This is a genomic window from Rhizobium tropici CIAT 899, assembly GCF_000330885.1.
In the GTDB taxonomy this organism is placed as follows: Bacteria; Pseudomonadota; Alphaproteobacteria; order Rhizobiales; family Rhizobiaceae; genus Rhizobium; species Rhizobium tropici.
Genome location: NC_020062.1, coordinates 460,390 through 479,873, shown reverse-complemented (window position 1 = coordinate 479,873; position 19,484 = coordinate 460,390). Strand labels below are relative to the sequence as shown.

14 protein-coding genes are annotated in these 19,484 nt (G+C 56.4%); 9 read left to right on the top strand and 5 right to left on the bottom strand.

Going from position 1 to position 19,484, the window contains the following annotated elements:
• Positions 1-70 precede the first annotated feature (70 nt).
• Positions 71-1,180, bottom strand: coding sequence for a glycosyltransferase (locus RTCIAT899_RS24310; protein WP_244441550.1), 1,110 nt, complete (start codon positions 1,178-1,180; stop codon positions 71-73).
• Positions 1,181-1,232: 52 nt separating this feature from the next.
• On the bottom strand, positions 1,233-2,366 hold the full coding sequence (locus RTCIAT899_RS24305; protein ID WP_015342461.1) for an IS630 family transposase: 1,134 nt from the start codon (positions 2,364-2,366) through the stop codon (positions 1,233-1,235).
• Positions 2,367-2,669: 303 nt separating this feature from the next.
• On the opposite strand from RTCIAT899_RS24305, the gene RTCIAT899_RS24300 reads away from it, so the two are divergent.
• The 6 genes from RTCIAT899_RS24300 to RTCIAT899_RS24275 all read left to right on the top strand — a co-directional run bounded on the left by RTCIAT899_RS24300 (position 2,670) and on the right by RTCIAT899_RS24275 (position 10,594).
• Positions 2,670-3,383: a sugar transferase gene (locus RTCIAT899_RS24300; RefSeq protein WP_081598452.1), complete on the top strand. Its 714-nt coding sequence runs from the start codon at positions 2,670-2,672 to the stop codon at positions 3,381-3,383.
• A gap of 155 nt (positions 3,384-3,538) precedes the next feature.
• Positions 3,539-4,231, top strand: a complete 693-nt coding sequence (locus RTCIAT899_RS24295) for a class I SAM-dependent methyltransferase (protein ID WP_015342459.1) — start codon at positions 3,539-3,541, stop codon at positions 4,229-4,231.
• 140 nt (positions 4,232-4,371) lie between these two features.
• On the top strand, positions 4,372-5,775 hold the full coding sequence (locus RTCIAT899_RS24290; protein WP_015342458.1) for a hypothetical protein: 1,404 nt from the start codon (positions 4,372-4,374) through the stop codon (positions 5,773-5,775).
• Positions 5,772-7,811: a glycosyltransferase gene (locus tag RTCIAT899_RS24285; protein WP_015342457.1), complete on the top strand. Its 2,040-nt coding sequence runs from the start codon at positions 5,772-5,774 to the stop codon at positions 7,809-7,811. Before RTCIAT899_RS24290 ends, RTCIAT899_RS24285 begins: the two co-directional genes overlap by 4 nt.
• On the top strand, positions 7,808-9,526 hold the full coding sequence (locus RTCIAT899_RS24280) for a Wzz/FepE/Etk N-terminal domain-containing protein (protein ID WP_041678141.1): 1,719 nt from the start codon (positions 7,808-7,810) through the stop codon (positions 9,524-9,526). The genes RTCIAT899_RS24285 and RTCIAT899_RS24280 overlap by 4 nt, the downstream gene beginning before the upstream one ends.
• Positions 9,527-9,592: 66 nt before the next feature.
• Positions 9,593-10,594, top strand: a complete 1,002-nt coding sequence (locus tag RTCIAT899_RS24275; protein ID WP_015342455.1) for a glycosyltransferase family 2 protein — start codon at positions 9,593-9,595, stop codon at positions 10,592-10,594.
• Between the two features lie 35 nt (positions 10,595-10,629).
• Here the strand turns inward: RTCIAT899_RS24275 and RTCIAT899_RS24270 are convergent, their stop codons facing one another.
• Together RTCIAT899_RS24270 and RTCIAT899_RS24265 are read right to left on the bottom strand one after the other, a co-directional pair.
• A complete protein-coding gene (locus RTCIAT899_RS24270) occupies positions 10,630-12,069 on the bottom strand; it encodes a lipopolysaccharide biosynthesis protein (protein WP_015342454.1) in 1,440 nt (479 codons plus the stop codon).
• Between the two features lie 213 nt (positions 12,070-12,282).
• Positions 12,283-14,250, bottom strand: a complete 1,968-nt coding sequence (locus RTCIAT899_RS24265; RefSeq protein ID WP_015342453.1) for a hypothetical protein — start codon at positions 14,248-14,250, stop codon at positions 12,283-12,285.
• A gap of 304 nt (positions 14,251-14,554) precedes the next feature.
• Between RTCIAT899_RS24265 and RTCIAT899_RS34675 the strand changes: the two genes are divergently transcribed.
• The 3 genes from RTCIAT899_RS34675 (at position 14,555) to RTCIAT899_RS24250 (ending at position 18,123) form a co-directional block, all read left to right on the top strand.
• Positions 14,555-15,892 (top strand): NAD(P)-binding protein, encoded by a 1,338-nt coding sequence (locus RTCIAT899_RS34675; RefSeq protein ID WP_015342452.1) that lies wholly within the window; start codon positions 14,555-14,557, stop codon positions 15,890-15,892.
• 171 nt (positions 15,893-16,063) lie between these two features.
• The gene (locus RTCIAT899_RS24255; protein WP_015342451.1) at positions 16,064-17,146 is read left to right on the top strand and encodes a glycosyltransferase family 4 protein; all 1,083 of its coding nucleotides are present in this window, start codon (positions 16,064-16,066) and stop codon (positions 17,144-17,146) included.
• Positions 17,147-17,190: 44 nt separating this feature from the next.
• Positions 17,191-18,123, top strand: a complete 933-nt coding sequence (locus tag RTCIAT899_RS24250) for a glycoside hydrolase family 16 protein (protein WP_015342450.1) — start codon at positions 17,191-17,193, stop codon at positions 18,121-18,123.
• Positions 18,124-18,169: 46 nt separating this feature from the next.
• Here RTCIAT899_RS24250 and RTCIAT899_RS24245 read toward each other — a convergent pair whose 3' ends face one another.
• Positions 18,170-19,327, bottom strand: a complete 1,158-nt coding sequence (locus RTCIAT899_RS24245) for a glycosyltransferase (RefSeq protein ID WP_015342449.1) — start codon at positions 19,325-19,327, stop codon at positions 18,170-18,172.
• Between the last annotated feature and the right edge of the window lie 157 nt (positions 19,328-19,484).

Here is a 19,484-nt window from a genome sequence, read left to right as displayed (position 1 = left end):
AGCTCCATGGCTTCCACTCCTACTCGACGGCGAAGGCGCCTTATTGAATGCCGCCCTTCCCATCATACACCTAGCCATGAACGACTTTTGGCTGTTCACCGGTCGATCTGTTGACGAAGGACGCAAATCTTCTCATGAAGATTTCCGTTCTGAATTCCGCAGCGCGCGCAACGGCGTCACCTGGACGGAGATCCATACGCTCGAGATGCTCCACCGCTTCGATCAATGCATCGACCGTCTGGGACTCGAAAAAGATGCCTGTCTTCCCGGCAACGACCGTTTCTGTTGCCCCTCCGCGATTGAACGCAATAACCGGTCGACCGCTCGCCATTGCTTCGACGGGCACGATTCCAAAATCCTCTTCGCCCGGAAAGACCAATGCCTTGCAGCGCGCATATTGCTCCTGCAGAACCCGAAACGGCTGCGGCCCCATCATCGTCACTGTCGGCCCCGCCATTTTCTGCAATCGTTCCAGCATTTCGCCACCGCCGATAACGACAAGCTTCATCTTCATTTGGTTGAACGCCTCGATGGCAAGGTCCGGTCGCTTGTAGCTGACGAGTTCGCCAACCATAAGATAATGATCGCCGACTTCCGACTGAGCCACAGGATGAAATGCAGACGTGTCGACCGGCGGGTGGATGATTTCGGCATCTCGCCGGTAGTAGCTCTTGATACGCCGGGCAACTGTCAGCGAATTTGCAGCAAAATCATCGACGCGATTGGCAGTAGCCACGTCCCATGTTCTTAGATAATGGGCGAGTGGCGGCATCATCAGGCGTGTCATGAGGCCGGAACTATCATAATAGCTATTATACATGTTCCAGATATACCTCATCGGTGAATGGCAGTAACACACATGCAGAGCCGTTGAATTGGGTATTATTCCTTTAGCTGGCCCTGATTCACTGCTGATAACAAGATCATATTCATTCAGATTGACCTGCTCGAGCGCCATGGGCATCAACGGAAGATATTTCTTATACATCCGCTTCGCATAGGGAAGCCGATCTATGAATGTCGTATGGACGCGATGCTTCTTAATGATTTCGGAGATAACAGAGGGATCGTAGACATGCGTAAAGATATCGGCACCCGGGTACATCCGGCAAAGGGCCTCAAGAACCTTTTCTCCTCCACGCATTCCAACCAACCAATAATGTATGATTGCGACACGCATGAAGCACCCCATGAACAGAACAGTTATACTGCATTCCATGTATAGTCTGGAGTTATACTGATTTATTCAGCCGCTCCGATATATTCAGGCTTAGCGCCTTGATATCCGGTGCGCCTTTCTGCCGGAACGTGTGCCGGGAGAGATGAGCCGTATCGGATTTAAGCCACTTATACGGGCTGATGCTTTCGCTATGATGCTCGATGAAAGCCCGCATATCAGCTTCCAACTGGCTTGCTGAAGCCTGAGCGCCAAGAGTAGCCCGCCTGCGCCTCATTTCTCCGAACCAGCTCTCAACCTGACGCAACCAGAAAACCGGCGTAGGTGTAAAATGCAGGTGATAACGAGGACGATGCATCAGCCATGACTGAACCAACGCGTTCTTGTGCACCTCGCTATTATCCAAAATGATATGAATATCGATCTCGGGCCGGGCGCTTGCATCAATCTGTTTCAGAAACTCCAGAAACTCGCCGGCACCATGCTGCTTGTGATATTTATCGACCACAAAACCGCAAACGATATCGAGGGCGCCGACCAGTGAGACGGTTCCCTGCCAAGGAGCGGAATCGACGTGAGCTTCCGTTCCGTAGTGGCTTGACGAAGTGGCGGGGCGCTCGTTCTCAAGCTCCTGAAGAAGGCCGCGCTCATTGACGCCCAACACCAGTGCACGATTGGGCGGAGACATGTAAAGCCCAAGAATATCAATGACTTTATCGATGAAAAGCGGATCAGTTGATAACTTGAATGTCTGCATGCGATGGGGCTGCAGACCGAACGCCGCCCATATGCGGCGAATTGTCGTATGCGAAAATCCCGTCGCCGCCGCCATCGAACGGATTGACCAATGGGTGGCGTCCTGGGTGGATTGAAGGGTGCGCTCAATAATGGCCGCAATCTGCTCGTCATCGATCGTGCGCGGCCGACCCGGCCGCTCCTGATCGAGAAGCCCGTCAGTACGATTTTTCAAGAAGCGCCGCCGCCACTTGCCGACGGTGTTCTCATGGATTCCAAGCTTCGCCGCCACGGCCTTGCTGGTCATGCCATCTGCGCAATAAAGGATGATCTGGCATCGTTCGGCCATAGAGCGCGTTGCCGCCCGACGCCGATGCACTTGCAGCTCCAGATAATCCCGCTCTTCCTTACTCAAAACCAAGGGCTCTGTGGGCCGTCCGGTCGCATTTGCCATCGCTAAGCTCCCCTGCCAACAAGTACTCACTAAATAACGCGAACTTATGTTCCGGTCACCATTCACACAACTAAATATATATAGAGACGATAACCGCCATATATATCAAGATATACAAAAATAAGTTGTGTAATAACTCGAATTTATCGGAAATAATGCACATATATTGCAGAGCAACAAAGACATTGTCAAATTATTTATTATTTGTTAATCTCAAACTACATTCGATCTCGGCGCGGGACAGCGCCTTTCTAAACATTGCTGACGACATTTCTTTGTTTCTTCCGAATGCGGGGCAAGCTGATGAGGGAAATTAACGTTAGACGTGAGCTCGATACACTGAGCGATCTGGGGACGCGTCGCCGCAGCGGCACGTCCATTCGTCGGGCAAACAACAGAACTCCAACCTCCAGCACCACCAAGCGTTGCGTTGATGCCACCTTGGCCGGAGTGGCATTGGTTGTATTGGCGCCAATGATTGTCATGGTCGTGGCTATTCTTTTGGTAACGCAGGGGCGACCGATCTTCCATTCGCATCGACGCGTGGGCAAAAATGGGGTCCTGTTTCCCTGCCTCAAATTCAGAACGATGGTCAAAAATGGCGAGGAAGTTCTAGCCCAGCATCTTGATGCCAATCCTTCCCTCAGGGCCGAGTGGAACGCGACGCGCAAACTGAAGGACGACCCCCGCGTCACGCAATTCGGCAGGCTGCTGCGCAAGAACAGCGTCGATGAAATTCCCCAGCTTTTCAACGTGATACGTGGAGAAATGAGCCTTGTCGGGCCACGGCCGATCGTCACAAGCGAAGCCGAGCTGTATGGGGCACATTTTGCCGACTATATCCGCGTCAGGCCCGGCCTGACAGGCCTTTGGCAGGTCAGCGGCCGTAGCGACACCAGCTATGATACGCGCATCGCACTTGATGTGCGCTATATTGCCGAACAGAGCCTATGGGGCGACGTCGTGATCATGGCCAAGACCATTCCGGCCGTCTTGTCATCGCGAGGCAGCTACTGATCCGGCTGCCTCGGATGCATATTACATGCGATTGAATACGAGCTGCGTAAGCTTCCATTTTCGTAAGCCGTAGCTACCAAACGACCCAGTATAGATTTCCAGAACCTCCTCGGCAGTCGACAGGAGGTATAACTCCTGGCAGGGAAGGGTTAGCTTTGCACGATATCTATCTCACCGACCAATATGCCGAACTGAACCCGACGTGGCACGAGGAGGATTCCCCGTGGAAGGCACATCAGATCGAAGCGATTATTCGCAAAAATCGGCTGAACTTCGACAGCCTTTGCGAAGTCGGCTGCGGTACAGGTGAAATCCTCCTGAATCTGTCGCGCTCCTTTCCAAAGGCACATTTTACCGGCTATGAGATTTCCCCCCACGCCTATCAAAGAGCAAAGACGAAGGAAACCAGTCGCGTTTCCTTTCAACTGAGCGATATACTTGAGGAGAAGGATAGTACTTTCGACGTCGTCGTCATTGCCGACGTGATCGAGCATGTCGAAGACTATATTTCCTTCATCAAGGGGCTGCGCTCTTGCGGTCGCTACAAGATCTTCCATATCCCGCTCGACCTTTCCGTGCAGTCCGTCCTGCGTGCTTGGCCGATCGCGAATTTGCGCGATAATGTCGGGCATCTACATTATTTCTTCAAGGATACGGCGCTGGCTACCCTGCGGGGCTGCGGCTACTCCGTTATCGACTATGCATATACTGCAAGCCGCCTGGAATTACCCAATCAGGCTTTCAGCAGCACATTGATGCGGCTGCCGCGCAGGCTGCTTTATTCGATTCATCCGGATTTGGCAGTGCGAATCCTTGGCGGCTACTCTCTTCTCGTTCTTGCAGAGTAGTCATCCATGGCATCAGCGCAAACCCATGCCGGCGCCTGCGATGCGGCAGATTTGCAGCTTCGCTCCGACGTGTCCGACTCGCGAGGCGCTCCGAACCACAACGCTGTCCAGCGTCGATCTCGTGGTCGCGAGGCTCTGCCATGAGTATCGAGCCGATCGGTATCGTTGCCATTCTATGCGGGCTCTTCTGCCTCTTCCTCAGCGATAGTGCAACCGTCATAGCCCTGGGAGTGGCGGCTGTATTCGGATCGGCAGCGGCAATGTTCGTCGGAGCCGCCAATATTCAACCCGGCCATGTTATGCTCGGCTTCCTACTATTGGGTGTCATGACGCGGGAACGCGCAACACGCGAATTTCTCCACGCGTTGAAATTCGGCGAACCTGGCTTCTGGTTCGCCCTCCTTGTCTTTTATGGCGTGCTGAGCGCATACTTTTCGCCGCGGATTCTGTCGGGCGTCACCCAGATCGTACCCCTCGGCACGACAATATTTGACGATAGCCGATCGACGGTTCCGCTTGTTCCTGTCTCGAGCAATCTTACGCAAAGCGTCTACATGGTGGGCAATCTTCTTTGCTACGCGTTGACGGTTGCGATTGCCTCCAATTGGCGCGGCTTTAACGCGGTCTTGACCGGGCTTCTTGCCTATGCCGTTGCCAACACTGCCTTTGCATTTCTTGACGTCGCCACCTATTCCACGGGCACACAAGGCATGCTCGCCTTCATACGAAATGCCCAGTATGTTCTCCATACCGACGATCAGATTGCCGGCGTCAAACGCATCGTTGGATCATTCACCGAAGCCTCTTCCTTTGCACGCTCAACCCTCGGCGTCTTTGCCTTCACCGGCACACTCTGGCTCTGTGGCCGCCGTCCTTATCTCACTGGTTTTGTCGCCGTGACGTCGCTTATCCTGGTTGTGATGTCAACATCTTCAACCGGCCTGGTAGGCGCCCCCGTGATGGGTTTGATCCTTTACCTAACGGCAATTGCCGTCGGAGGGCATAAGAATGCCCGCCGCTTCAGTACCCTGGCGATCGTATTCATACCGACGATTGCGACCGCGGCGGCGCTACTGATCGCGATAGATCCTGAGGTGTCGAAGACCGTATATAATTACATCGACATCATCGCACTCGGCAAATCCACGTCCGACTCCGCCGTTGAGCGGGGCTCCTGGAACATGGCCGCAATCCAGAATGTCGTTGACACCATGGGCGTAGGCGTCGGTCTCGGCACTGCTCGCACCTCCAGCTTTGCCCTTGCCCTTCTCGCAAATGTCGGCATCGCCGGCACGATTTTCTATCTGCTTTTCGCCTTCGGAGCATTGATCAGGAAGCGTGGAACCCCCGGCAGCCTTACCGCGGATGCGCGGCTGGCGGCCTGCAACGGCTGCTTCGGCCTCCTTGTCGGCGATATGCTCGTCAGCCCCGTCATCGATCAGGGTCTATTCTTCTGCATGCTTGCCGGACTGGCGTCGGCCCTGCCGGAACGCAGCAGACAACATATACGCACCGGTCGCCCTATAGGAGTAGTCACCATATGAGCGCTGGCGCCCTTTTTGCGGTCAACGGCCGCTTCCTCGGTCAGAACCCAACGGGCGTGCAGCGTTACGCATCGAATGTGGTGCGCGCGCTCAACACGGCGCTTGCCGCCGCCAATGAACGGGCGGCGATCATTGCCCCTTCCGGGACAACGGATCCGGGGTTCAGTCATATGCCGCTTATGCAATCCGGAGCGCTTTCCGGCCATCCGTGGGAACAGATCACCTTGCCGGCTCAATGGCATGGCCGCCTTCTCAACCTCTGCAACACGGCGCCGGCAACAAAGGCCGATCAAATCGTATGCATTCACGACGCCAACGTCTTCACGACGCCGGATAGCTATAGCCGCGCTTTCCGGATCGTCTATCAGACGCTCCAGCCGCTTCTCGTGAAACGCTCGGCCCGCATCGTCACCGTGTCGCATGCAGCGGCACGCCAGATCACCAGACATCTGCCGATCCGGATCGAAGACATCGCCGTTCTTCCCAACGGTCACGAACATGCATTTGGCTGGAATCCAGCACTTGCGCAGATTGCGCCGGGCTTCGTCGCCGAAACCTTCGAGCGATGCGATCGTCAGTTCATCCTGGCACTCGGATCCAAGGCGCGGCACAAGAACCTTGCCCTGCTCGTTGACGCCGCACCGGGCCTCGATGAGATGGGCATCGATATCGTGATTGCCGGTGGCGATGCAGGAATTTTCGTTCCCGGCGCACTCAAGGAAAGGCCGAACGTCCATATGATAGGGCGCGTTTCGGATCACGACCTGGCTTACCTGCTCGAAAGAGCGCTCTGTCTTGCCTTTCCATCCCTAACGGAAGGCTTCGGCCTGCCGATCGTGGAGGCGATGGCGCGTGGGTGCCCTGTCGTCGCCTCTTACAGTGCAAGCATACCGGAAGTCTGCGGCGACGCCGCCCTGCTTGCCTCGCCGACCGATCCGGCGGCATGGGTTCGGCAAATCCGAGCACTGAAGGAATCCCCGGGAATGCGCATCGATCTGATGGGACGGGGATACGACCAGATCAAGAATTTCTCCTGGTCGCAGACAGCCGCCGGCTACATGGAGCTGCTTGCTCAACCCATCGCCCGGCCGAAAACCTATAAGCCTTCCGGAATCGGCACCCCCCATATTGCGGTTATCGTCGCAACGCGCGGACGGCCAGCGACCGTAGACGCGACCGTGCGCCACCTGCTGGCCACGCAGACGTTGAAACCTAAAACAGTCATCGTCTCCTGTATCGATGCCACGGATGCCGGCAATCTCATTGGTCATCCCGACGTGACCGTGGTGACAGGCCCCGGGGGGTTGACGAAGCAGCGAAATACCGCGCTTTTGAACATCCCCGAGGAATGCGAGATCGTCGCTTTTTTCGACGATGATTTCCTGGCAGACGCGAATTGGCTGGCGGCGGCGGCAAGGGCGTTTCGCGATGACAATCAGATCGTGGGCTTCACCGGCCGGGTGCTCGCCGATGGCGTCGGCGGCCCGGGGATTGGCTTCGAGGAAGCTTTGCGTCTTATCGAGGCCGCCCCAACGAGCGACTGGGCCTGGGTAGAGCCCTACAGCCCCTACGGATGCAACATGGCCTTCCGGGCGGAAGCGATCGGCGAAACGCGTTTCGACGAACGTCTTGTCCTTTATGGCTGGCTGGAGGATCGCGACTTTGCTGCAGCCCTCGGCAAGCGCGGGGGGCGCTTCGTCAAATGTGCGGAAGCTTTCGGGGTGCATATGGGCGTGAAGAGCGGCCGCGTCAGCGGGGACCGCTTTGGTTATTCGCAGGTGATCAACCCCATTTACATGCTGCGTAAGGGAACGATGACCGGCCCGATGGTCGCCAATCACATCTTCTGCAACATGGCCATGAACTTTTCGCGGGCCGTCTGGTCGGAACCGTTCATCGACAGATGGGGTCGCGCAAAAGGCAATCTCATTGCAATCAAAGATCTCCTTTACGGGCGCCTTGAACCCGAACGGGCGGCAAAATTGCCGACGCAAAGCAACGCAGAACAACTCAAGTCGGAGGTGAGGACTAGATGACGCAAAACGCCCCGTCTCTACTGGAACGGTCGTCACGGCTTTGGCGGTTGGACGAACTGCCCACGGACAAGACCAGCGAAGGGCCGGTCGCGCTGCTGCGATCGCTGTGCATGCTCGCGCTGCGGCACAAGACGAAGCTTATTCTTTGCACGGCAGTCGGCGTCGGCCTGGCAGCAGCCTATGCGCATTCATTGCCGCGCACCTACACGGCGACGGCCACCGTCTTGCTCGAACCTCGCCACCTCACTCTGACTTCAAGCCAGGACGCCCAGAATTTCGACCTCAACAGAGCAGACGGCGAGCTTCAAATCATCCGTTCCGAACGTCTGCTCTCGGCCGTATTCAGCAGCCTCAATCTTGCCAGCAACCCGGAGCTTGGCCCGCAGCCGCCAAGCATAAGTGCGTTTGTCATCGGCAACATAACGGGTGCAATAAACTACGTGTGGTCTGCCATAAGCAGCCCTGACACGGGGAAAGCCCCTCGTTCCGATACCACGTCGGGCACACCGGCAAATAGCTCGGCTGGCGATGCGTACCAAGCAGCCTTCTCGAATTTTACGCAGCATCTGGACGCTCGCCGTGTCGGTCAATCCTATGTTATCGAGATCAGCTATTCCTCGTCCAATCCGACGCTTGCGGCACGCATCGCGAACGCTACCGTTTCCGCCTACATCCTGCAGGCTGTAAGCTTCAAAGACGAAATGGCTCGGGCGGGAACCGAGGTACTTCAGTGGCGCCTTGACGCGCTGGCAGCCCAGGTTACCGCCGCGACCGATGCCATGAAGCTGGGAGCCTTGCCTGCGGTACCGACGCCCGATGGCGATGCGCGAATTATTGGCGCGGCACTTGTACCGCTCAGTCCATCGGGGCCACGCGCCACCTTGATTACCGTTTTGGGCGGCATTCTCGGCGTGCTCTTCGGCTTCTCGATCATCGTTCTCAATATCGCCTTCGATCGCAAGGTTCGCAATGCGAAAGATCTGGCGCGGGATACGGGAGTACCCTGTCTCGGAAGCCTGCCGGATCCGGCTGGCCGGACGAGCACCTTGCGTGGAACCTACAGCAGGAAGTCCGCGGTTGTCGTCAATCAGCCGGGCAGCGCCTATGCCATGGCCATTCACAATCTCAGGACATCCATCGAGATCGCATGCTCGACGATCCGAAGTGAACGAGGACTCATCATTGCGATTACCGGATGGGAGCCTGGGCAGGGCATCTCGAAGATGGGCGTCAGCCTGGCGCAATTCCTCAGCCGAAGCGGCCGGCATGTCACCCTCTTTTATGACGAGGCGGGCCAGCACAACCACAGCAATCGAGAGTCGGATGATCTGCTGATGACATCGCTGGCAGATGCTCTCGTCGACGATATGCGGCCCGAGCAGATATTGCTTTCCAACGGACGCAATGACGGACAAGGCATCGCCCGTTTTCCGATCCATTCCACCAACGCACTAACAAATCTCTATGTCGATTTCCGCGACAGAAGGGCGGGACGGATCGTGGAGACGGCAAGAACCAGAGGCGACGTACTCCTGGCGTTGCCTCCCGTCGGCAGCTCGTCGGATGCGGTGGCGCTGTCTGTCCACGCCGATGCCGTGGTGGTGATTGCCAGCGCCGGCAGGACAACGACCGACCAAGTCAACGATACCTTGCTACAATTGCGACGCGCCGGCGCCAATGTCATCGGCACGGTCATCGATCTGGCAAAGGCATGATGCATGTCAAATCAAGCCGGTAGAACTTGTTTCAAGGCACCCGCTATTTCAATAAGATAAATCCAGATGAAACCGCCAAGAATTGCCGTCGTCATCACGTGCTGGAATTATGAAACCTATGTGGCGAATGCGATCCGCAGCGTCGTATCGCAGGATTGCGACGAATGCGAACTTGTCGTCATCGACGACGGTTCCACCGATATGTCGTGGGATGTTATCCAACGTGAAGGCGTCGCAGCCTATCGCATTGAAAACAGTGGTCAGAGGGCGGCCGGCCTTTATGGCCTGGAGCGAACGCAGGCACCTTTCGTACTGTTTCTGGATGCGGATGACGAGCTGGCACCGGGCTCCCTTGCGACCATCCTGTCGGAATTGGACGACGACGTTGCCAAACTTCAATTCTCGCTGACACGGATCGATCATCGCGGAGACACTCTCGGCGCCGGCACGACCCTCGAAGGATTTCGAGATCGCCACGTGATTGCAGACAGCGTGCTGCATACGGGTGTTTATACCAGTCCTCCGACATCGGGAAATGTCTTCAGACGCGACGTCTGCGAGTATTTGAGAGAAATGGACTATGATCCGGCAATCGACGGATTGCCGCTCTTCGTCGCCCCTTTCATGGGCGATATCGTCAGCCTGCCGCAAAGGCTTGGGCGCTACCGCATCCACGGCAAAAATTTTTCCGGACTAGGACGCGCGGTCGATCCAGCCCCGTTGCGCCAGGAACTACGCCGCTTTGTTATGAGGATGGAGCACTTGCGCCGAATTCTGGAGCCAACCGGACGCGCAGACGCGCTCGTTCGACCGGAAGAGGCCTATTATTATATCGAGCGCAATTTCTATCTGGCGATCGCGGAAGGCAGGCGCCCCCCGATCAAGTGCTTCCTTTCTCTGCTGCGAAAACTCCAACACCAGCAATACCCGCTGAAGACCAAGGGGACGATTGCGGCATTTTGCCTGCTCACGATGATATTGCCGAACCGGAACGCCCGCCGCGGCCTCGCCTACCGGCTGAACGGCGGCAACCGTTCGACCGTCGGACTTCTGCAGGCTTTGATGTAACGAAGCCATCCTTCACGCGCGGTACAAGCGAAGGATCACCGGCGATCGGCCAATTCGAACCGCCCTTGGCCCGCGATCAGGCGCATGCCGAGCGCCAGCAGCGTACCGACATAGGCCGCCGCGCCGGTTCCCGCAACGAAGGCAAGCTCGAAAACGTGGTTCAAGGCACGCCCGGCCAATGCGTCGCGCAACATGACGACCCATAGGACCATCACCGCGGCGGCAACGCCGATTTTCCAGAGATTCTTCAGCTGGGTCCCTATTCCAAGCTCCAGCTGCCGCCGCACCTCACGCAGATAGAACGCGAACATGATGGTTGAAAGGAGCACTCTTGCTGCGCTGACGCCCGTGATCGAGAAAAGATAGAAGCCAATCGATATCAGTGTGATCCGCAGGCACAAATCGATGCTGTTGAGCCGGAAGAGGACATGCGGGCGATCAAGCGCGAGACTGACCGAATACAGCGTCTGAAAGTAAGGTATGGGGATCACGGACAAGGATAGAAGGCTCAGTAAGGGAGCAGCATCTTTCCATTTCTCTCCGAGAAGGAGATCGGTAACGAGATCTGCCGTCAGAAATATTCCAATGCACGCCGGGACGGAAATGAGCATTGCAAACCGAGCCGCCTTTAGAAAGGCCAGACGCATTCGCTGCCGATCCGAAGTTATGAGCGAGAATGCAGCCATGACTGGCTGCAGTGCGGGACCGATGAGAGACTGTGTTGGAACAACGGAGACATCGCTGGCAACCGCGTAGCGTCCAAGCGTCGTGCTATCGGTCGTCGCACCGATGAGAAAGCGATCGAACTGCCAGTTGAGCGCCGAAATCAATTGTGCGGAACTAAACCATCCCACGAATCCGGCAAAATCCGAGAGACGCCGCAGCGAAAACGCCGGCCGATATGGTGCAAGCAGATAGGAAACTACCACAGCCGCCACTGAATTGGTGACGAAATTCGCGGCGATTGCCCAATAGCTGCCTCCCGAAAAGACCGTGATCATCGCAATGACAAAGGCACATAGTTTTCCGCTGAATTCCAGAAGGAAGGTCTGACGAAAGCCGAGCTCCCGGACGAAATGTACCATCGCCGGACTACAGAAACCCCTGGCAATCGGCCCGATCGCCAGAACGGCAATCAGCGGAGTGAGTTGCGGATTGTGATTGATCAACGAGAAGGGCCAGGCGGCGGCCAGGACGATGAGCGCAATCAGGCCGCTTCTTACGACACTCAGCGTAAAGCCCGTATCGAGGTGACTCTTGTCGACCATATCGAGCCGAACCATCGCCTGCGTGACAGGCACTTCCAACACCGTATCGACAACCACGACAAGCGACATTGCCAGTGCCGCCAAGCCGAAATCGGCGGGTGTCAGGATACGAGCGAAGAGCAGAAGCGTGCAGAAATCGACGAGGCGGCCGATAAAGCGTGAAACGACGAGCCAACCGGCTCCCTTGAAGGCTTTGAACGCAAGCATGCGATCCTAATGCTCCGTCTGTCTGGGCCCCGGCCCGCGGCTGCGACGGCGCAACGCATAGACCTGATGTCGAAAGCAGCTCATCGCTGACGGCCGCTCCGAGGCTTTGCGAGCCGGAACGATCCCCGTTCCCCATCCGGGATCCGTCGCTCTCCTAGAGAGACAGTTATGCGCCATATCACTCATGTACATATCCTTGGCAGCCTCCGTTGTTCAGCGATACAGCCGGGCCGAGACCCCTCGCAGCACATGCGCCATTTCCAGCGCCGCAAGCAGCGGCGGCTTGAAGCGGGGAAAATCACGAGCGATGGCGCCCTCGCGCCAAAGATGGGATTTCACCGACATCAGCTTCGCGGCCAGGGCGACTTTCTGCGAATGATTGAGCACTTGAACAAGATCGGAGCGGCCGAAATCCACGGAGCGGGCGCCGACGTCGAGCGCGACAACATCGCTGGGGCTTGGATTGATGATCGCCTGCTTCAGACGAAGCCACGCACGCCCGGCATCCTGCAGAACCTGGCCTCCCGTCTCGACCTGTTCGATATATTGCAGCGCGCCAGTCAGAAGCGGATTTCCGGCCGACGGATCCACCGCGCCGAACCGGATATCCCCGGCATTGGAGACGACGGCACCCTCGGCTGTCTCACTGAAATGACGAACGGAAGAGAGTGCCGGCTCGAACAGGCTTTCGATGATCTGCCAGTACCGTAGAATGACGGTTTCCGGCTTGAAAGGGTTATAGAGATTCTGCTCGACGACAAGGCCGGCGACCCTGGGAAAATGATCCTCACTCAGACCCTTGTAGTTGCACCGGGCAAACTGGATCGTCTCGAAGCGCTGTTGAGGAAACCCCGCAGACAGCAGGCGCTGCGTGCTGCCGTAAAAGCCGGTATCACAAAGTATGATGCGCTGCGCTCCGGCAGAGATCTGTTCCAGGTGGCGAGCAAAGAGAGCGTTCTGCTTGCGAATGTCATCGAGAACGTCTCGCCCAGCATCCGTGTCCAGAAGGGCGAAGAACCGCGCGGGATCGAATATATGGCGCCAGGTATCAGGCAATTCATAGGCACGCCCGCCCAGGGCGCGAGCCACATCTGCAAAGCTTCCACCCTGGAATTCGCGTCCAAGCTCATCCAGGACCGCGGGGCTTCGAAGGACGACCGCCGAGCGCGCGGCGACAAGCCTCGAAATCTGGATATTGTCACGCTTGAGATCGAGGGGAAGCCCCAGCTTTTGCACGACGCGCTCGAACGCCTCGCGGATGCCGATGCCGCCGCGCGCGCAGAAGAGCAGCGCGGTGTCATGCCCAAGTCTGGCCTGCGCAGCATAGAGCCAGATATAGAGGCAGAATTCTGCAACGATCGGTCCGAAGACATCTCGGCCAAACAAGACCTTGTCGCTTAGAGTGGGTGGCGGAGGGACGTTCCGCCAAGGCTGCCTCCCCAATCGACTGATCGCCTCGGTCTTTGCGCCGTCCAGGCGCGAGGCGTAGCGTTCCAACCGGCTCTTGGGCAGGTGAAGTGTGCGCAACCCCATCGAGGCCGGCATTCGAAAATCGGCGATATCGTCATCGCCTATGTGCAAGACGCGAGATGGAGCAACGGACTCGTTCTCGAGCATGGCGGCGAACAATGCGCCATAGCGCTTGCTTGCCTGGGCGTCGGCGCTTGAATAGACGCGATCGATCAGGCCTGGGCCATGAAAATGATTGATCAGCACCGTAAGCTCTGCAGCGGAAAGCGCTGTATCGCTGACGGCGACGATACGGATTCCCGCCTCGCGAAACTGCCGCAGCAGGGCGGCAAGCCAGGCGTTTGCGCGAAGAGCCGTCTTCTCGACCGAAAGCTCTATGGCGATGCGCTCTCCGACAAGATCGTCCGGCAAGCCAAGCAATTGGAGCTGCCTGCAGATAATGTCGCTCAGTTGCACTTCGCCAACCCCGCCGCCCATGTTGAGCGCACGATAGGCGAACTTCTGCGCGAGAAGGCGGCACCTGACCAGTTCAGCCTTCTCGACAAACAGTCCCTTTTCTTTCAGGAGGCGGGCAAACCGGGTTTCGCCGGCGGCAATGCGCGAACGCTGCGACGTTCCGCGACGCAACAGCAGTGTGTCGAATACATCGGTGGAAATCAGGTCGATTTCGCCAAGATTCTTGTAGACATCGTCGAGGCTTGGCCGCAGCACGAGATAACTCCCTCGGCGTTCACCGGAATAGTAATAATCGACACAGTCGTAATTTATTCGCAATCAAACCTGGCGCTCATCAGAAGACGAGCCGATCCGCCGATGATCTAACTACACAAATACGGATATATCAAGTAAAATTGCAATATAGATTGAGTATTCACTCGAATTTTTGTTCCATATAGAACTTACACAGATTTGTGATACACCATTAATGAAGTGAGTTCCGAGCACTTTTCGACTTAGACTTTCAATAAGCAAAATTTAATCTAGTGCATGAAAAGCCGCAGCAGGGGACGCTTCCATGAACGATGCGGGTCATTATGCCGCCAACGATGTTATCGCCGAAGTAGAGAGATTTGATGCCATAGTGCTCGGGGCAGGCATCTCTGGGCTGGTATCCGCCTCGGTCCTCCAAAAGCAGGGCTATCAGCGTATCCTGATCGTCGATACCTACGGCCATGTCGGGGGCAATCACATCGACTGGTCGCATGGAGGATATACATTCGATATCGGCAGCCTGATCTTTCAGGACGACTCCCCGTTGCTTGCCCATTTTCCGGAATTGCTGCCGCTCTATGTTCCGATCGAACCGACATGGGCGCGCTTGAACCCTCAGGGAATGATCACTGCCTATCCGATTTCGGTACGCGATGACATTTTCAGCGCCGGCGCCACTGAAGTAGTCCGAATTTTCTCCTCGGTCATTTTCGCGCGGCTCTTTCAGCGAAAGATGCGCAACGCGAAAGAATTTGCCCGCTTTTGGATCGGGAGCCGCCTGCTGCATCGCTCCGGCCTGGAATCCTACATGAAGCGTTTCTATGGAGCTGCCGTCGAAAGCATAGACATCGATCTCGCCCGCAAGCGGATGCTTTGGATCAGCGAGCATGCCTCCTTGAAAAATCAGATCGCGCGGGCATTCAGACGCAGTCACAAAGGACCGAAAAACCGGCAGATGGCTCGCCCGAAGGAAGGTTTTCAATTCCTCTACCGGGCTGCAGTCGAACGATTGGAGCGGCGTGGCGCGCAATTTCATTTGGCAGCGGACATGCAGACGATCCGCAAGGTCCACGATCAGCTTCACCTGCAACTGCAAGACAGGGTCGTGGCTTCACATCGTGTTATCTCGACCATACCCATTCATATGGCCGAAAAGCTGTGTGGCCTCGATTCCGGCCGGAAGCTTGAGACGATCACCCTCATCTCCCTCTATTTCAGCTTTTCCGGCAATCGCGGCTTTTCGCAACCAATCATCTATAATTTCTCGCATCAAGGCGCCTGGAAGCGCCTGACGATGTACTCCGATTTCTACGGTCGGGTCGATGATCGCGATTATTTCACAGTCGAGGTCATCGGCAACCAGATCGGCTGCTCGATAGAACGCGCCGAGAGTGACTTCAGGGATCATGTTTACGCCAACGGCCTTTTTGAGGGTGATCTCAAATTGGAAGGAAGCGACATGCTGGGAGAAGCATATCCCATCTATAGCAAGGGTGCTGCTGGCCATGCTGCCCAAGCAATGCAACAACTCCTTGCTTTTGGCCTCGAATCCTTAGGCCGTCAGGGTGGCTTCAACTATCAGCCAACAGCACGGGCTTCAACGGTGGAAGCAGAAGCAGCACTGCAAAGGCCAATACCATAAGCATTGACAACAGCACTCCGGTATAATTGGAAATACCATTCGAGATAGCAGCGAATTCTATAATATAAACACGATGCTCTATCATTGCCATGCCGAGACAGCTAAAGCATACTACGTCAGCATCCTCGATATATCGTGTTTATATTTATCACACTTATATAAGGTGCATTCATGCGGATCTTGCATATACTGAATCACACGAACAGGCTGAATGGACATGTCCATGCAGCAGTCGATCTGGCATGTGCACAGGCCCAATTGGGACATGACGTATGTATTGCAAGCGGCGGCGGTGATTTCGACCCGCTGCTGCACAAGAATAATGTCGCAACGGCAATGGTTGACCACCAGCGAAAGCCGGTCAATCTCTTGAAATCATCCTTCGCCTTGCGCAAGCACGTCCATGCATGGCAGCCCGATATCGTTCATGCCCATATGATGACAAGTGCAGTTCTGGCGTGGCCGATTTGCAGATTGTCGGGCACTCCGCTCATCACCACTGTTCACAATGAATTCGAAAAGAGCGCGATCTTGATGGGCCTTGGAAACCGCGTCATCGCAGTCAGCGAGGCCGTGCGCGCTTCCATGCTCAGGCGGGGTATACCGTCATCGAAGCTTTGTGTGGTCCTTAACGGGACGATCGGCTCGGTCCGCTCCGAAGGCCGCAGCAGAACGCCGGTCGATCTGCCATCTCCGAGCATCCTTTTTGTCGGCGGCCTACATCCGAGGAAAGGCCTGCCCGATCTCTTTGAGGCCTTTCGCCTGGCACATGAACAGCATCCCGAGGCCAGACTTGTTATCGTCGGAGAAGGGCCCTTCCAAACCAACTACATGGAAATGGTGGCAAAGATGGAGTGCGCTTCGGCCGTCGCCTTCCTGGGCGCCAAGGAGGATCCATTCCCTTGGATGGCGGCGGCGGATATTTTTGTGCTGCCGTCACATGCCGATCCGGCTCCGCTGGTTCTCTCCGAAGCCCGCGAGGCAGGATGCGCGGTTATCGGCAGCAAAGTGGACGGGATCCCGCAGCTCCTGGAATACGGGGCGGCAGGAATACTGGTGCCGCCGCACGATCCACCCGCTTTGGCAGCCGTGCTCTGCGAACTGCTTGGGGAACCCGCCCGAATGCAGGAGTGGAAGGATAAGAGCCAAGTTCATCTCGACCGCCTGACGATCAGCCGCGTTGCCCATGAGACGCTTGATATCTATGGCAGCGCTCTTGCAGCCGGCTCGAAGAACGCAGCCGTCGCCGCGTAACTTAAACCGTCAGGGACGATGCAATCGATCGAGGAGAAGCAGCAATGCCAAGCCTGACATCCCGGCGCAACGTGCTGATAGGCACGGCATCGTTGGCAGCGGCCGGCGGCCTGCTGCTTGCAAACCGTCATCCGGCGGCACAGGTACAGCAGGACCCGACCGAAGGCCGCACCGTCATCTTCGACGAAAACTTCGCAGCGCTCGATCAGACGATCTGGCATGCCGGGGCCAAGGCGACAACCTTCGACAGCGGCTTTTACGGCAGATCGGCCTTCAGCCGCTTCGGTGGCGAGGAAGGGTTCGATCCTTATGCGATCGTCGACGATCCATCCGCCAGCAACGGCAAGGCACTGCAGATCTCGGCTCAATATATTGGGCGCCCTATGCAGGTGCCGAACTATTACGGCAACAATCTTCCCGAATATCAATGGATATCGGGCAATATCCAGACGGCGAAGCCTGACGGTACGATCCTGAAGGGTTGGCGACAGGGCTATTTCGAGGCGCGGATGTGGTTTCCTGCCCATCCCTTGAGCTTTCCGGCTTTCTGGCTGATGAATGGCAGAAGCATTCTGTTTCCCGCAACGAGCAACGAACTCGACATAGTCGAGCAGAAGGGCTGGGAGCATGATTTATACGGCGCCTATCTGCATGAATGGGGCAAGCCCGGCGAGCATCACGAAGGCGTGGGCGTTCCCACGGATGTCGATATCACAACCGGCTATTTCCGCTATGGCCTGCTCATCGAAGGTGCACGCTGCCGCTTCTATTTCGAACGCAAGCAAATCGCCGATCCAAAGACCGGCGGGCTCATCGAGTGGACGCTCGGACGCGCGGCAGAGATGGACGCGCAGAACGATGTCTTTTGGCCGCTCCTGACGCTTGCTCTGCGCTCGGATGTCCCCTTCCCCGATCCTTTGCAGCCGCAGGATCGCCAAACCCACATGCGTGTCGACTACATGCGGGTCTATGCATGATATCCCTAAGACCCGGGGGCGCCGGGTTTCATGATGCCGTCATCTTTCAGGCAATCAGCGGTGCAGGTCCCATGGCGGCTATCCGCAAGGCATCTGCGTGAACATCCACGACGCGTTCTGTGTCGTAAATATCAATGAAGTTTTGCCGAAATTCGGCATGCGCACGCTCTTCCTCGAGATGGTCGCAATAATAAAGCATCGCCCTGACGAGCTCCTCGCCTCCGGAAACCGGCACGAGAAGGCCGAGGCGTCTATCGACCAATATATCGCTCGGGCCAAATTCACAATCGGTCGAGATGACCGGCAGCCCAAATCGCAACGCCTCACATATTGCCAACGACCACCCTTCCCAGCGTGATGTCGACACATAGACGTCACTCGCCGCCAGTGCCGGTGAGGGATTGTCCGGATGGTGTTCGACGCTTACCACGGCTGCGAGCCCCAAATCCCCTATCTGGTTGCGTAGTTCAGCCTCGCCGTCTCCATAACCCACGACCTTCAGCCTGATATTAGGACGAAGCTTGTAGGCTTCGGCAAATGCCGTGAGGAGAATGTCCTGCCCCTTCTGGAAGGAGAAGCGACCGACATTGACAAACGTGACGCACCCCTCTTCTCCCTCGGGCTTTTGAAGGGCATCGAAACGTCTGACGGGATTGGGTAGCCAATATTGCCGGACGTTGCTTCTGAACATCGCTTTGAACGATTCAAGCTGCCTTGGCGACGTGCCGAACACATAGGTCAGCCGCTTGATGAAATAGATCCTCATCAGGAAGAACAGGATCTTCGCTTTCAGATGGCTCGGCTCCAGCCGCGGGTTACCGTGCAGGTGCATGGCAAAGTTCCGCCGGATGCCGATACAGGCGATCATGCAGATCACTGTCGGCTCGATCTGCGGAACAACGACCAAGTCATAGTCTTTTGCGCCGATGACATCGCGCAAGACCGACATGAGTTCGCGTCTGTTGTGCACGATCCTGTCGATTGTGTTGTAGCTCTGTGTTCCGTGCGGCCGGTTTTTATGCTCGGACGTGTAGAGAACATCGATATCGAAATCGGCGGGATATTTATCGGATAGGGCTGAGCATATCGTGTCGACAACTCTCTCGATACCGGCAAACGAACTCGTTCCCGGCTGGATATAGAGGATTCTCTTGGGAGACGCAGGCGGAGCCTGATCCGTCTCAGTCGATAATGCGGCCTTCATCTACACGCGCCCTCTTCGACCTGTCCGTTCGTCTCTAACTATACTATCAATGCTAAAACTATATGAGGGAATATTGCCTCAAATTCGGAAGAAATCTACACGAATAATGCCAGCGATCGAATAAGTTCTCGTTCGCGACTATACGCCTTACGCCTAT